Raw genomic sequence first — 14,072 nt, forward strand, 5'->3', positions numbered from 1 at the left:
TCGCCATCCCCGCCTCATGGAGAAACGTATGCTCGCTCGTCTCCCGGTTCTGTTCGCTTGCGCGGCGGCGCTTCTCGCCGGCTGCGCGCAGCCGTGGCAGCAGTTTCGCGCCGGAGAGGATTCGTCGGCGATCGTCGCTCGAATGGGGCCGCCGCGCGAAGTCTACGATCTGCCGAACGGCGGCAAACGCCTGATGTGGCCGACCCAGCCGATGGGCGAGGTCACGACGGCCGCCGACATCGACGCTCACGGCAGGATCGTCAACGTTCGGCAGGTGCTGCAACCGCTCGAGTTCTACCGCGCCGAGATCGGCAAGTGGACCAAGACCGACGTGCTCGTGAACTTCGGCCGTCCGGTCGAGACGTCGTACTTTCCGCTGATGAAGCGCGAAGTCTGGACCTATCGCTACCTCGAAGACAACGTCTGGTACATGCTCTACAGCTTCTACTTCGACGACAACGGCATCCTGCGCCTCACGCAGAAGACGCCCGATCCGCTGCACGATCCCGACCGCCGCTCGCTGTTCTGATCCCCCGCCGCCGGCCGCCCGGCCGGCGCCCCCCCTTTCGGGAAGTCATTTAATGCACGCGGGCTCTTAAATGACTTTTTTATCATTTTCAGATTGGCTTTTTAAAATTTTTGTCATCTTTCATGACGCGGCAATATCGTGGTTATCGCGTCGATGAAATCAAAATCCCCAAAATCCCCTGCCGCCCCATCCCCGCTGGACGGGCGTCTCACGCCCATTTCGGTGCGACATGCACTCTTTCCAGCCACTTGCTTTTCACGGTTGGTGCAATCGCCCTATCCCTGAAAATAAATTGCAACAGAATATTTCAAATTGAACTTCCGATTACAAGTTCCCCCTAATATCACACACAACAACCTTTCAATTTAGAAAGCCAATGGTTCCGCGCCGATGCATGTTTGCGTCGCCGCTACCGCACGCATAAGAAGGAATCCTCAATGAATCGCCCGAAAAGCATGCTCGTCGCCAATATCGCCTGGGCCAGCGAGACGTCCGAGCGCTCGCCCGACTTCTTCGACACGCTGTCGCGCGGCCAGAATCCGCGCGTGCTGTGGATCGGCTGCGCCGACAGCCGCGTGCCGGCCGAAACCATCACGCAGAGCGCGCCAGGCGAACTATTCGTTCACCGAAACATCGCGAACATCTTCCAGCCCGACGACGACAACTGCGCGAGCGTGCTCGAGTACGCGGTCAAGGTGCTGAAGGTCGATCACGTGATCGTCTGCGGGCACTACGGCTGCGGCGGCGTGCGCGCGTCGCTGCTGCCGCCGTCGCACGAGCTGCCGCACGTGAACCGCCGGATCGCGCCGCTGTGCGCGCTCGCCGGCCGCCATCGCGCGGAGCTCGACGGCGTGCCGCCCGACCAGGCCGCCGACCGGCTCGCCGAGCTCAACGTGCTCGAGCAGGTCCGCCTGCTGCGCAGCTCGCCGATCATCCGCGACGCCGATCCCGCCCCGCTCGTGCACGGCTGGATCTTCTCGCTCGCCGACGGGCGTCTCAAGGAACTCGCGTCCGGCTACGCGGCCGCCGAACCGGCGCCGCAAGCCGAACGCGCAGAAGCGGCGGCCGCCTGATAGGCCCGCACCGCCGCACGCACTCAAGCCTCAACCCGTTTTTCTCCGTTCACTATGAAGAATCTACGCGCTTACTTTTCCACGTTTCCGCGCGACTTCGTGGCCGGCACCGTCGTGTTCCTCGTCGCGCTGCCGCTCTGTCTCGGAATCGCCAACGCATCCGGCGTCGAGCCGTTCGCGGGCCTCGTGTCCGGCATCGTCGGCGGCCTCATCGTCGCCGTGCTGAGCGGCTCGCCGCTATCCGTCAGCGGCCCCGCCGCGGGCCTCGTCGTGATCGTCGTCGACGGCATCGCGCAGCTCGGCAGCTTCCAGGCGTTCCTGCTCGCCGTGCTGCTGTCAGGCGTGATCCAGTTCGGCTTCGGTCTCCTGAAGGCCGGCCGGTTCGCCGCATACGTGCCGTCGCCCGTGATCAAAGGCATGCTCGCCGCCATCGGCATCCTGCTCATCGTCAAGCAGATGCCGTTCGCGCTCGGCCTGTCGGGCGACGGCGACTCACCGGGCCACGCGGTGCTCGCGTCGAGCGCGATCGCGTTCGCGTCGCTCGCGCTCCTCGCCGTGTGGGAGACCCGCGCGATGCGCCGCTTCGCGTTCGTGCGCCTCGTGCCCGCGCCGCTCGCCGTCGTGATCCTCGGCATCGGCGCCACGGTTCTGCTCGGCTTCGTCTCGCCGAATTTCGCGCCGCCCGCCGAGCACCGGGTCGCGCTGCCCGAGCTCGCTTCGTTCGCCGCGCTCGGCAATGCGCTGAAGACCGTCGACCTCGGCCCGAACTTCGCGTACCTGCTGAGCCCGGACGTGTGGCGCATCGCGATCACGATTGCCGTCGTCGCAAGCCTCGAGACGCTGCTCAGCCTCGAAGCGGTCGAGCAGATCGATCCGAAACGCCGGCCGTCGCAGCCGAATCGCGAGCTGAAGGCGCAAGGCATCGGCAACCTCGTCGCGGGCGCGATCGGCGGCCTGCCGATCACGTCGGTGATCGTGCGCAGCTCGGTCAACGTGAATGCAGGCGCGCAAAGCCGGATGTCCGCGATCGTGCACGGCGTGATGCTCGTCGTCAGCGTGTTCGCGCTCACCGGGCTGCTGAACCTGATCCCGCTCGCGAGCCTCGCGGCGATCCTGATCCACACGGGCTTCAAGCTCGCGAAGCCGGCGCTCTTCACGTCGGTCGCGAAGCAGGGCCCGGGTGCATTCCTGCCCTTCGCGGTGACGATCGCGGGCGTGCTCGCGATCGACCTCCTCGCCGGCATCGCGCTCGGCCTCGCGTGCTGCGTGCTGGCCGTCGCGTGCGCGAATCTGCGCAGCCCGGCGACGCTCGCGCAGCACGACGACCACTATCTGCTGTCGTTCCGCAAGGACGTGTCGTTCCTCGGCAAGGTGCAGATCAAGCAATATCTCGCGCAGATTCCGGATCGCGCGGTCGTCATCATCGACGCGACCCGCGCCGACTACATCGACCACGACGTGCGCGAGATGATCGACGCGTTCGTTGCGGAAGCGCCGCTGCGCGAGATCACGGTCGATTACCGGCGCCAGGTTCAGCACGCGCGCGGCGGCGGCTTGCGCTCGTTCTTCCGCAGCCCGACGACGCAGTAAGCGCCTGGGCCGGCCGGCATGCGCCGGCCCGTCGCGCAGTAAAAAAAACGCCCCGCGAGGCCATCGGCCCGCGGGGCGTCGTTCGTTCGCGGCACGGCGGCGATGCCGCCGCGCTCGCGTATCGCGCGTCACGCGCGCTGCGGATTCAGCTTGTCGACGTTCGAATACAGCTTGTTGAGCGCGGCGATGTACGCCTTCGCCGACGCCGCGACGATGTCCGGATCGGTGCCGACGCCGTTGACGATCCGCCCGCTCTTCGACAGGCGCACCGTCACTTCGCCCTGCGCCTGCGTGCCCGTCGTGATCGCGTTGACCGAATACAGCAGCAGCTCGGCGCCGCTGCCGACTTCGGTCTCGATCGCGTTGAACGTCGCGTCGACGGGACCGTTGCCGCTCGCCTCGCCCGCCACTTCGTCGCCGTCGACCGCGAACACGACCTTCGCCTGCGGCCGCTCGCCCGTCTCCGAGCGCTGCGCGAGCGACACGAACTTGTAGTGCTCGTGCTCGTGCGCGAGCGCCGATTCCTCCTCGGTGACGATCGCGATGATGTCCTCGTCGAAGATCTCGGCCTTGCGGTCGGCGAGATCCTTGAAGCGGGCGAACGCGGCGTTCAGCTCGGTTTCGCTGTCGAGCGACACGCCGAGCTCCTGCAGGCGCTGCTTGAACGCGTTGCGGCCCGACAGCTTGCCGAGCACGATCTTGTTCGCGGTCCAGCCGACGTCTTCCGCACGCATGATCTCGTACGTGTCGCGCGCCTTCAGCACGCCGTCCTGGTGGATACCCGACGCGTGCGCGAACGCGTTCGCGCCGACGACCGCCTTGTTCGGTTGCACGACGAAACCGGTGATCTGCGACACGAGCTTCGACGCCGGCACGATCTGCGTCGTGTCGATGCCGAGCTCGAGACCGAAATAGTCCTTGCGGGTCTTCACGGCCATCACGATTTCCTCGAGCGACGTGTTGCCCGCGCGCTCGCCGAGGCCGTTGATCGTGCATTCGACCTGGCGCGCGCCGCCGATCTTCACGCCGGCGAGCGAGTTCGCGACCGCCATCCCCAGATCGTTGTGGCAGTGCACCGAGAAGATCGCCTTGTCCGAGTTCGGGATGCGCTCGCGCAGCGTCTTCACGAGGTTGCCGTACAGCTCCGGCACGCCGTAGCCGACCGTATCCGCGATGTTGATCGTCGTCGCGCCCTCGGCGATCACCGCTTCGAGCACGCGGCAGAGGAAATCCATGTCGGAGCGGCTGCCGTCTTCCGGCGAGAACTCGATGTTGTCGGTGAACTTGCGCGCGAAGCGCACCGCGAGACGCGCCTGCTCGTACACCTGGTCGGGCGTCATCCGCAGCTTCTTCTCCATGTGCAGCGGCGACGTCGCGATGAACGTGTGAATCCGGAAGCTGTCCGCAGGTTTGAGCGCGTCGGCCGCGCGCTGGATGTCCTTGTCGTTCGCGCGCGCGAGTGAGCAGATCGTGCTGTCCTTCACTTGCGACGCGATCGCTTGGATCGCGTCGAAATCGCCGTTCGAGCTGGCCGCGAAGCCGGCTTCGATCACGTCGACCTTCATGCGCTCGAGCTGCTTCGCGATGCGGATTTTCTCTTCCTTCGTCATCGACGCACCGGGCGATTGCTCGCCGTCGCGCAGCGTCGTGTCGAAAATGATCAGCTTGTCTGTCATGGGGACTCCAGGTGTCGAATGGGGAAACACACGTGATGAAGCTCGCGCCGCCACCGCAGGCGACGCTAGACAGCAGACGAAGCTCGACGGAGGGCGAAAACGGTCAGCGCGGCAGGCGCGCTAGCGCTAGCGCTAGCGCGCGTAGCGGCGCACCGGCTAGAAGAAGGGAGAGGCGGGAAAATGCGGTCATGGCGTCGAATATAGCGGCATTCCCGGCCGCGCGCAATCGGCGGCTTTCCGAGGGCCGGAACACCGCGCCGCGCGCCGCCCGGGCAAGACTCGCGCAACCAAACGGCGGCCCCGCGCGCCGCCGTCTCGGGTGCGCTTCCGGCAAGAACCGGGCGCGAACCGGGCTCATTCCGGCGCGCAAGCGCGCGTCAGTGCTCCCGCTGCGACGAGCGCGCCGGATTGGCGCGGCCGCGCACGGCCATATAGGCCCAGAACACGTAGCCGGACAATCCATACAGCACGAACAGGCCGAACAGCATCAGCGGCGGATCGGACGACACGAGCACGAACGCGACGACGACGAGCAGGATCGCCGCGAACGGCACCCGGTGCCTCACGTCGAGCGCCTTGCCGCTGTAGAACGGCGCGTTCGACACCATCGTCACGCCCGCGTAGACCGTCAGCGCGAACGCGACCCACGGCAGCCAGCCGAGCTTCATCGGCACGCGGTTGTCGGTCGCGAGCCACACGAAGCCCGCGATCAGCGCCGCGGCGGCCGGGCTCGGCAGCCCCTGGAAGAAGCGCTTGTCGACGACGCCGATGTTCGTGTTGAAGCGCGCGAGGCGCAGCGCGGCGCCCGAGCAGTAGACGAACGCGGCGAGCCAGCCCCAGCGGCCCAGATCCTTCAGCACCCACTCGTACATCACGAGCGCGGGCGCGACGCCGAACGACACCATGTCGGACAGGCTGTCGAACTGCTCGCCGAACGCGCTCTGCGTGTGCGTCATGCGCGCGACGCGGCCGTCCATCCCGTCGAGCACCATCGCGGCGAAGATCGCGATCGCCGCGGTTTCGAAGCGCACGTTCATCGCCTGCACGACGGCGAAGAAGCCGCAGAAGAGCGCGGCCGTCGTGAACGCGTTCGGCAGCAGATAGATGCCGCGCGTCCTCAGGAACTGCTGGCGCGCGGCACGCCGGCTCTCGACGGGCGCGACGTCCTGCGCGACCGATTTGTTGTGACGAAACGACCTCGGCCACGGAGCGTTGCCGTTGCGCGGCCGGCGCGGTTTGAATGCGGCCATCGATACGCCTTCCCGATTACTGTTGTTCGGGCAGTTCGGCGAGGATCGTCGACGATGCGGACACCTTCTCGCCGATCGACACGCGCGCGCGGCTGCCCTTCGGCAGATACACGTCGACGCGCGAGCCGAAGCGGATGAAGCCGTAGCGCTGGCCGCGCGTCACGGGCTCGCCCGCGCGCACGTAGCAGAGAATCCGGCGGGCGACGAGGCCCGCGATCTGCACGGCCGTCACGGTGTGGCCCGCCCCCGTCTGGATCACGACCGCGTTGCGCTCGTTCTCGGCCGACGCCTTGTCGAGCGCGGCGTTCAGAAACGCGCCCGGGAAATATTCGACCTTCTGCACCGCGCCGTCGACGGGCGAGCGCTGCGAATGGACATTGAACACGTTCATGAACACGCTGATCTTCAGCGCTTCGCGATTCGCATACGGATCGTGCGCCGTCTCGACCGCGACGATGCGGCCGTCGGCCGGGCACAGCACCGCGTTCGCCTGCGTCGGAATCGGCCGCGGCGGATCGCGGAAGAACTGGACCACGAAGACGAGCAGCAGCCAGAACGGCCAAGCGAGGCCGAACCCGCCAACGGCGTGGATCAACAGCGCGACGACGGCCGCGATCGCGATGAACGGCCAGCCTTCGCGCGCGATGATCGGATGAGGATAGTTCATGGTTCGTTCTTCGATGAATTGCAAAGCCCGTAGGATAGCAAAAGCCGCCCTCGGCTCCGGTGCCTTCGGGCGGCTTTTTGACGTCGGCCCCCGATTCGGGGCGCCGGATGGGTCGCGCAGCTTAGTTCTTCGACTGGTCGACCAGCTTGTTCTTCGCGATCCACGGCATCATCGCGCGCAGCTTCGCGCCGACCTGCTCGATCTGGTGCTCGGCCGTCAGGCGGCGGCGCGACTGCAGCGTCGGCGCGCCCGCCTTGTTCTCGAGGATGAAGCTCTTCGCGTATTCGCCCGTCTGGATGTCGGTCAGGCACTGCTTCATCGCCTTCTTCGTCTCTTCCGTGACGACGCGCGGGCCCGTCACGTACTCGCCGTATTCGGCGTTGTTCGAGATCGAGTAGTTCATGTTCGCGATGCCGCCTTCGTAGATCAGGTCGACGATCAGCTTCAGCTCGTGCAGGCACTCGAAGTACGCCATTTCCGGCGCGTAGCCCGCTTCGACGAGCGTCTCGAAACCCGCCTTGATCAGCTCGACGGTGCCGCCGCACAGCACGGCCTGCTCGCCGAACAGGTCGGTTTCCGTCTCTTCGCGGAAGTTGGTTTCGATGATGCCGGCGCGGCCGCCGCCGTTCGCCGCCGCGTACGACAGCGCGATGTCGCGCGCCGCGCCCGACTTGTCCTGCGCAACCGCGATCAGGTGCGGCACGCCGCCGCCCTGCGCGTACGTGCCGCGCACCGTGTGGCCCGGCGCCTTCGGCGCGACCATGATCACGTCGAGATCCGCGCGCGGGATCACCTGGCCATAGTGGACGTTGAAGCCGTGCGCGAACGCGAGCGCCGCGCCTTGCTTGACGTTCGCATGCACTTCCTGCGCGTAGACGGCGGCGATCTGCTCGTCCGGCAGCAGCATCATCACGACGTCGGCGCCCTTCACGGCTTCGGCGACTTCCTTGACCGTGAGGCCGGCGTTCTCGGCCTTGCTCCACGACGCGCCGCCCTTGCGCAGGCCGACCGTCACGTTCACGCCGCTGTCCTTCAGGTTCAGCGCGTGCGCATGGCCTTGCGAGCCGTAACCGATGATCGTCACCTGCTTGCCCTTGATGAGGGAGAGGTCGGCGTCCTTGTCGTAGAAAACTTTCATGATTGTTCCTTCGCTGATTCAGTGAAATTCGTGAGTGAAGCCGGGCTCTGACGGCGCACCCGGCTCGTTCGGCGCGGCGGCGTCACACCTTCAGAATGCGCTCGCCTCGACCGATGCCCGAGCTGCCGGTGCGCACGGTCTCGAGAATCGAGCCCGCGTCCAGCGCCTGAATGAATGCGTCGAGCTTGTCGCTCGCACCCGTCAATTCGATCGTGTAGGTCTTCTCGGTCACGTCGATGATGCGGCCGCGGAAAATGTCCGCCATCCGCTTCATTTCTTCGCGCTCCTTGCCCACTGCCCTCACCTTGATGAGCATCAGCTCCCGCTCGATGTGTGCACCGTCGGTCAGGTCCACCACTTTCACCACCTCGATCAGGCGGTTCAGATGTTTCGTGATCTGTTCGATCACGTCGTCGGAGCCGATGGAAACGATGGTCAGGCGCGACAGCGATTGGTCTTCGGTCGGCGCCACCGTCAAGGTTTCGATGTTGTAGCCGCGTGCGGAGAACAGACCGACCACGCGCGACAGCGCGCCCGGTTCGTTTTCCAGCAGGACGGAAATGATGTGTCTCATGTTCGCTTCTTCCAGAATATATCCGTGTCGATTAGCCTGCGCCGCGCACCGCCGCGTGCCGCGCCGCCCTTCGTGAAGGCGGCCGCCCGCGCACCGGGCGCGCGTCGCGCCGTTACAGGTCTTCCGATCCGAGCAGCATCTCGGTGATGCCCTTGCCGGCCTGGACCATCGGCCAGACGTTTTCGGTCGGATCGGTCTGGAAGTCGAGAAACACGGTGCGGTCCTTCAGGCGCAGCGCTTCCTTCAGCGCCGGCTCGACGTCCGCGGTCTTTTCAATACGCATGCCGACGTGGCCGTACGCCTCGGCGAGCTTCACGAAATCCGGCAGCGCATCCATGTACGAATGCGAATAGCGCTTGCTGTATTCGATCTGCTGCCACTGGCGGACCATGCCGAGGTAGCGGTTGTTCAGCGACAGGATCTTCACGGGCGTGTCGTACTGCAAGCAAGTCGACAGCTCCTGGATGCACATCTGGATCGAGCCTTCGCCCGTGATGCACAGCACGTCGTCGTCCGGGTGCGCCATCTTCACACCCATCGCCGCCGGCAGGCCGAAGCCCATCGTGCCGAGGCCACCGGAATTGATCCAGCGGCGCGGCTTGTTGAAGCGGTAGAACTGCGCGGCCCACATCTGGTGCTGGCCGACGTCGGAACACACGAACGCGTTGCCGTCCGTCAGCTCCCACGCCTTCTCGACCACGTACTGCGGCTTGATGATCTCGCTTTCACGGTCGTACTTCAGGCAGTCCTTCGCGCGCCAGGCTTCGATGTCCTTCCACCACTGCGCGAGCGCTTCGGTGTCGGGGCCGTGCTCGGCCGTCTGCAACTGCTCGATCAACTCCTTCAGCACTTCCTTCACGTCGCCGACGATCGGGATGTCGACCTTCACGCGCTTTGAAATCGACGACGGGTCGATGTCGATGTGAATGATCTTGCGCGGACGCGACGCGAAGTGCACCGGGTCGCCGATCACGCGGTCGTCGAAGCGCGCGCCGATCGCGATCAGCACGTCGCAGTGCTGCATCGCCATGTTCGCTTCGTACGTGCCGTGCATGCCGAGCATGCCGAGGAATTTCTTGTCCGACGCGCGATAGCCGCCGAGCCCCATCAGCGTGTTCGTGACGGGATAGCCGAGCAGATCGGCGAACTGGTTCAGCTCGCGCGACGCGTCGGCGAGAATGATGCCGCCGCCCGTGTAGATGTACGGACGCTTCGCGGACAAAAGGAGCGACACCGCCTTGCGGATCTGCCCCGAGTGGCCTTTCGTGACCGGGTTGTAGGAGCGCAGCGACACGCTCTTGACGGGCTCGTACTCGCACGGCGTCTTCGACACGTCCTTCGGAATGTCGATCAGGACGGGGCCGGGCCGGCCGGTGCGCGCGATGTAGAACGCCTTCTTGACGGTTTCCGCGAGCTCGCGCACGTCCTTCACGAGGAAGTTGTGCTTCACGCAAGGACGCGTGATGCCGACGGTGTCGCACTCCTGGAACGCGTCCTGGCCGATCGCCGCGGTCGGCACCTGGCCGCTGATCACGACGAGCGGAATCGAATCCATGTAGGCGGTGGCGATGCCCGTCACCGCGTTCGTGACGCCCGGGCCGGACGTGACGAGGCACACGCCGACCTTGCCCGTCGAGCGCGAATACGCGTCCGCGGCGTGCACGGCCGCCTGCTCGTGGCGCACGAGCACGTGTTGAATCTTGTCTTGCTTGTACAGCTCGTCGTAGATGTAGAGGACCGAGCCGCCAGGGTAGCCCCAGATGAATTCGACGTTTTCGTCGGCCAGTGCCTTCATGAGCACGGTGGCGCCGATGGAGCCGGTTTTCTGAGGGGAAAGGGATTCCGACGTGGAGAATTCCGCGCTGGGCATGTTCATCTTGGACCTTTCGAATTTTCGGCAAAAAATTGATCGGGTGCTCTCTGCCGGGCTTGTGGCTCGGGTTCAAGCGGCGCGTCCAGTTGAAAGGCGGGCTTCATGGGCCAGCCTCAAATGTGACCATCACTTATGTTGCGAACTGGCAACGATAGCGGGTCCCCGGCAGGCGGTCAAGCGGAAAATCCCGCGGCGCATCAATCGTCTCGTCGCAACGGCGGCAAGCGCCCGGCCGACGCCGGCGGCGAACCGTCGCGCACGCGCGTTTCGGCAGCCTGACAGCCCGAACAGGATGCCCTGCGCCGCGAAAATTTGTTAGCATCCGCGGGTTTTACGAATTTTTTCCGATCTTTTCACGCCGCAAGAACGCAGCGCAGACCTTCACGGAATGGCATCAGACAAGGAACTCGCGGACTTTCTGGCGGGCGTCGAAAGGCGCGCGTTCAAGCAGGCTGCATACGCGGTGCGCGACGACGACGCGTCGCTCGACATCGTGCAGGACGCGATGATCCGGCTCGCGGAGAAATACGGCGAGCGCCCGGCCGCCGAGCTGCCGCTGCTTTTTCAGCGGATTCTCCAGAACGCGATCCACGACTATTTCCGCAGACAAAAGGTGCGCAACACCTGGGTCAGCCTGTTCTCGTCGCTGAACAACACCGACGACGACGAGTTCGACCCGCTCGAGACGCTCGAATCGGCGGACGGCGACGGCGTAGAGAGCGGCGAGACGCGGCTCGAGCGCGAGCAGGTGCTCGCCCTCATCGACGATGAAATCCAGAAGCTTCCGGCACGTCAACGGGAAGCCTTCCTGATGCGTTATTGGGAGGATATGGATGTCGCCGAGACAGCCGCCGCCATGGGGTGTTCGGAAGGCAGCGTCAAGACGCACTGCTCCCGGGCCACTCACACATTGGCGTTGGCGCTCAAGGCCAAAGGAATCACGCTATGAGCTCCGCTCCCGTAACGAAAGAAGAACTCGAATTCGCCCTCAAGGTGCGCCGCGCGCTCGACGAGCGTGCGGCCTCGCTGCCCGCCGCGACGACGGAGCGGCTCGCCGCCGCGCGCCGCGCCGCGCTCGCGCGCAAGAAGCCCGATGCCGCGATCGTGCTCGTGCCGGCGCTCGCCGGCAGCGCCGGCACGCTCGAGCTGCGCCCGCCCGACGAGCCGCGCCGCCAGTCGCTCGCGCGCCGGCTCGCCCGCGCGTGGCCGCTCGCGCTGCTGCTCGCGGGCCTCGTCGGCATCGCGTACTGGGAAGACATGCAGCGCACCGCGGAGCTCGCGGACATCGACGCCGCGATGCTGAGCGACAACCTGCCTCTCAACGCGTATCTCGACCACGGGTTCAACGCGTATCTTTCGCACACTCACTAACGCCAACGCATCAAGAAGAGGAACGCACGGGTGAGTCAAAAACGGGGATTGGCTGTCTTTTTCGGTTGCGTGATCGCGCTCGTCGTCGCGTACGCCGCCACCTACCCGCGCTTTCACCCACAACCGGCCGCGGTGGCGGCGGCGAGCGCGCCGGCGATCGCGTCGGCCGCGAGCGCGCTGTCGGCCGACTTCCCGCCGCTGCCGCCGTCGAGCCCGCTCTCCTGGGCGCGCCTCACGCCGCAGCAGCACGTCGCGCTCGCGCCGTTCGCGAATCAATGGGATTCGTTCAGCGACGAGCGCAAGCGCAAATGGCTGAAGATCGCGGCGCGCTTCCCGAAGATGTCGCCTGAAGCGCAAAAGCGCCTGCAGGAACGGATGACCGAGTGGGTCCGGATGACGCCCGAGCAGCGCCGCGTCGCGCGCGAGAACTACCTGGTGTCGAAGGACCTGTTGTCCGCGCAGGCCCGCGAGAAGGCGTGGACGGCTTACCAGCAGCTGTCGCCCGAGCAGAAGGAGAAGCTCGCGGCGGCCGAGCGCCGGCGCCGGCCGACCGTCGTCAGCGCGCCGCCCACCGGCAAGACCGATCGCGACATCAACCGGCTCGTCAACGCGCACGACCGCCATCCTGCAAGCGCCTCCGCCGCGAGCACCGCGCCGCCGGCGGCCAGCGGGCCCGCCGCGACGCCCGCTGCGGCGTCGACGACGACGGGCGCCGTCACGCCGCCCGCCGCGCCGACGCCCGTGTCGCCGTCCGAGGCGCCGTCGCTCTTCAACGGTTCGTAAGCGTCCGTGACGACGCCCGCGATGCCATCCGAGCCGTCGCCGCCGAGCGTGCGGCGCCGGCTCGCCGCCCTCGCCTACGAAAGCCTGCTGCTCTTCGGCGTCGTGTTCTTCGCCGGCCTCGCGTTCGGCGTGACGCTGCAACAGCGCAACGGCCTCGAACGCCACAACCTGCTCGCCGTGTGGATCGCGGTCGTCGTCGGCGCGTACTTCGTCTGGTTCTGGACGCACGGCGGCCAGACGCTGCCGATGAAGACCTGGCGGCTGCGCGTCGAGACCGCGCGCGGCGCGCCGCTGTCGGCCGGCCGGGCGCTCGTGCGCTACGCGCTCGGCTGGCTGTGGTTCCTGCCGCCGCTTGCGCTGCACCCGCTCGCGGGCTTTTCCGTGCCGCGCACGCTCGCGGCCGCGGCCGTCTGGTTCGCGCTGTGGACGCTCGCCGCACGGCTGCATCCGAGCCGCCAGTTCCCGCATGATCGCCTCGCCCGCACCCGCATCGTCGATGCGCCCCGCCGCGCCTGATTCCCCGTAATAAGAACGTCTCGTGACTGTCACGGCACAGTCACGCCCGCATGGCGCAATGCCGATAACATCAATCGGCGCGAGTCATGCATGGGCAAAAAAACGTCCGCGACCTCCTTCTTCCGTGATCCTGCCGGCCTGCACGCCGCCAGTGCCTTTCTGTCCGGCTCGGCCGCGAGCGACACGCTCGCGCCGGCCCGCCCTCCCGCCGCGAGCGCCACGCGGCACGACGACCACGAGCCCGCCTCGCACCGCTACCGGACGATCTGGCTGTCGGACATCCACCTCGGCACGAGCGGCTGCCAGGCCGGCTACCTGCTCGACTTTCTCAAGCACAACGAATCGGAATATCTGTACCTCGTCGGCGACATCATCGACGGCTGGCAGCTGAGGAAGGGCTGGTACTGGCCTCAGGCGCACAACGACGTCGTGCAGAAGATCCTGCGCAAGGCGAGGAAGGGCACGCAGGTCGTCTACATTCCCGGCAACCACGACGAAGGCGCGCGCCAGTTCTGCGATCTCGCGTTCGGCGAGATTCACGTGCGCGGCGAGGCGTTCCACACGACGCTGTCGGGCAAACGTTTGTGGGTCGTCCACGGCGACCTGTTCGACGGCGTGATCCAGCACGCGAAGTGGCTCGCGTATCTCGGCGACACGCTGTACACGCTGATCCTCGTGCTGAACCGCTGGTTCAACCGGATCAGGAGCCGCTTCGGCTTTCAGTACTGGTCGCTGTCGCAATACCTGAAGCACCAGGTGAAGAACGCCGTGAACTTCATTTCGTCGTTCGAAGCAGTGATGACCGACGAGGCGCGCCGCCGCGGCTGCGACGGCGTCGTCTGCGGCCACATTCACAAGGCCGAGATCCGCGACATCGACGGCGTGCTGTACTGCAACGACGGCGACTGGGTCGAGAGCCTGTCCGCGCTCGTCGAGACGATGGAAGGCGAGCTGAAGATCGTCTACTGGACCGTGTTGCGCACGCCGTCCGCCACTCAATCGCGCAAGACGAAAACCGCCACCGCCTGATCC

At 66.1% G+C, this 14,072-nt stretch carries 14 protein-coding genes; 8 read left to right on the top strand and 6 right to left on the bottom strand.

Annotated elements, in window-relative coordinates:
• Positions 1–16 precede the first annotated feature (16 nt).
• The 3 genes from X946_RS11390 to X946_RS11400 all read left to right on the top strand — a co-directional run bounded on the left by X946_RS11390 (position 17) and on the right by X946_RS11400 (position 3,192).
• Complete coding sequence (locus X946_RS11390; RefSeq protein ID WP_038747277.1) at positions 17–529, top strand: hypothetical protein; 513 nt, start codon at positions 17–19, stop codon at positions 527–529.
• A gap of 437 nt (positions 530–966) precedes the next feature.
• Positions 967–1,602 (top strand): carbonic anhydrase, encoded by a 636-nt coding sequence (locus X946_RS11395; RefSeq protein ID WP_038747279.1) that lies wholly within the window; start codon positions 967–969, stop codon positions 1,600–1,602.
• Between the two features lie 54 nt (positions 1,603–1,656).
• Complete coding sequence (locus X946_RS11400) at positions 1,657–3,192, top strand: SulP family inorganic anion transporter (protein ID WP_038747282.1); 1,536 nt, start codon at positions 1,657–1,659, stop codon at positions 3,190–3,192.
• 128 nt (positions 3,193–3,320) lie between these two features.
• Here X946_RS11400 and X946_RS11405 read toward each other — a convergent pair whose 3' ends face one another.
• The 6 genes from X946_RS11405 to X946_RS11430 form a co-directional block, all read right to left on the bottom strand.
• Positions 3,321–4,868 carry a 2-isopropylmalate synthase gene (locus X946_RS11405; RefSeq protein ID WP_038747284.1) on the bottom strand — a complete coding sequence of 516 codons (1,548 nt, stop codon included), beginning with the start codon at positions 4,866–4,868 and terminating at the stop codon, positions 3,321–3,323.
• Between the two features lie 377 nt (positions 4,869–5,245).
• Positions 5,246–6,118 carry a CDP-diacylglycerol--serine O-phosphatidyltransferase gene (gene pssA / locus X946_RS11410; RefSeq protein ID WP_038747289.1) on the bottom strand — a complete coding sequence of 291 codons (873 nt, stop codon included), beginning with the start codon at positions 6,116–6,118 and terminating at the stop codon, positions 5,246–5,248.
• A gap of 16 nt (positions 6,119–6,134) precedes the next feature.
• On the bottom strand, positions 6,135–6,785 hold the full coding sequence (locus X946_RS11415; RefSeq protein WP_038747292.1) for a phosphatidylserine decarboxylase: 651 nt from the start codon (positions 6,783–6,785) through the stop codon (positions 6,135–6,137).
• A gap of 121 nt (positions 6,786–6,906) precedes the next feature.
• Entirely contained in the window at positions 6,907–7,923 is a 1,017-nt protein-coding gene (gene ilvC / locus X946_RS11420; RefSeq protein ID WP_038747295.1) for a ketol-acid reductoisomerase, read from the bottom strand.
• An 82-nt stretch (positions 7,924–8,005) separates the two neighbouring features.
• Entirely contained in the window at positions 8,006–8,497 is a 492-nt protein-coding gene (ilvN, locus tag X946_RS11425; protein ID WP_004186134.1) for an acetolactate synthase small subunit, read from the bottom strand.
• 112 nt (positions 8,498–8,609) lie between these two features.
• Complete coding sequence (locus X946_RS11430; protein ID WP_038747298.1) at positions 8,610–10,373, bottom strand: acetolactate synthase 3 catalytic subunit; 1,764 nt, start codon at positions 10,371–10,373, stop codon at positions 8,610–8,612.
• A gap of 385 nt (positions 10,374–10,758) precedes the next feature.
• Between X946_RS11430 and X946_RS11435 the strand changes: the two genes are divergently transcribed.
• The 5 genes from X946_RS11435 (at position 10,759) to X946_RS11455 (ending at position 14,069) form a co-directional block, all read left to right on the top strand.
• The gene (locus X946_RS11435) at positions 10,759–11,319 is read left to right on the top strand and encodes an RNA polymerase sigma factor (protein ID WP_038747300.1); all 561 of its coding nucleotides are present in this window, start codon (positions 10,759–10,761) and stop codon (positions 11,317–11,319) included.
• Complete coding sequence (locus tag X946_RS11440; RefSeq protein ID WP_038747303.1) at positions 11,316–11,741, top strand: DUF3619 family protein; 426 nt, start codon at positions 11,316–11,318, stop codon at positions 11,739–11,741. The genes X946_RS11435 and X946_RS11440 overlap by 4 nt, the downstream gene beginning before the upstream one ends.
• Before the next feature lie 30 nt (positions 11,742–11,771).
• Entirely contained in the window at positions 11,772–12,524 is a 753-nt protein-coding gene (locus tag X946_RS11445; RefSeq protein WP_038747305.1) for a DUF3106 domain-containing protein, read from the top strand.
• 6 nt (positions 12,525–12,530) lie between these two features.
• Positions 12,531–13,040, top strand: a complete 510-nt coding sequence (locus tag X946_RS11450; protein WP_161788657.1) for an RDD family protein — start codon at positions 12,531–12,533, stop codon at positions 13,038–13,040.
• A 90-nt stretch (positions 13,041–13,130) separates the two neighbouring features.
• A complete protein-coding gene (locus tag X946_RS11455) occupies positions 13,131–14,069 on the top strand; it encodes a UDP-2,3-diacylglucosamine diphosphatase (RefSeq protein ID WP_038747307.1) in 939 nt (312 codons plus the stop codon).
• The last annotated feature ends 3 nt before the right edge of the window (positions 14,070–14,072 follow it).

The organism is Burkholderia sp. ABCPW 111, assembly GCF_000773065.1.
In the GTDB taxonomy this organism is placed as follows: Bacteria; Pseudomonadota; Gammaproteobacteria; order Burkholderiales; family Burkholderiaceae; genus Burkholderia; species Burkholderia savannae.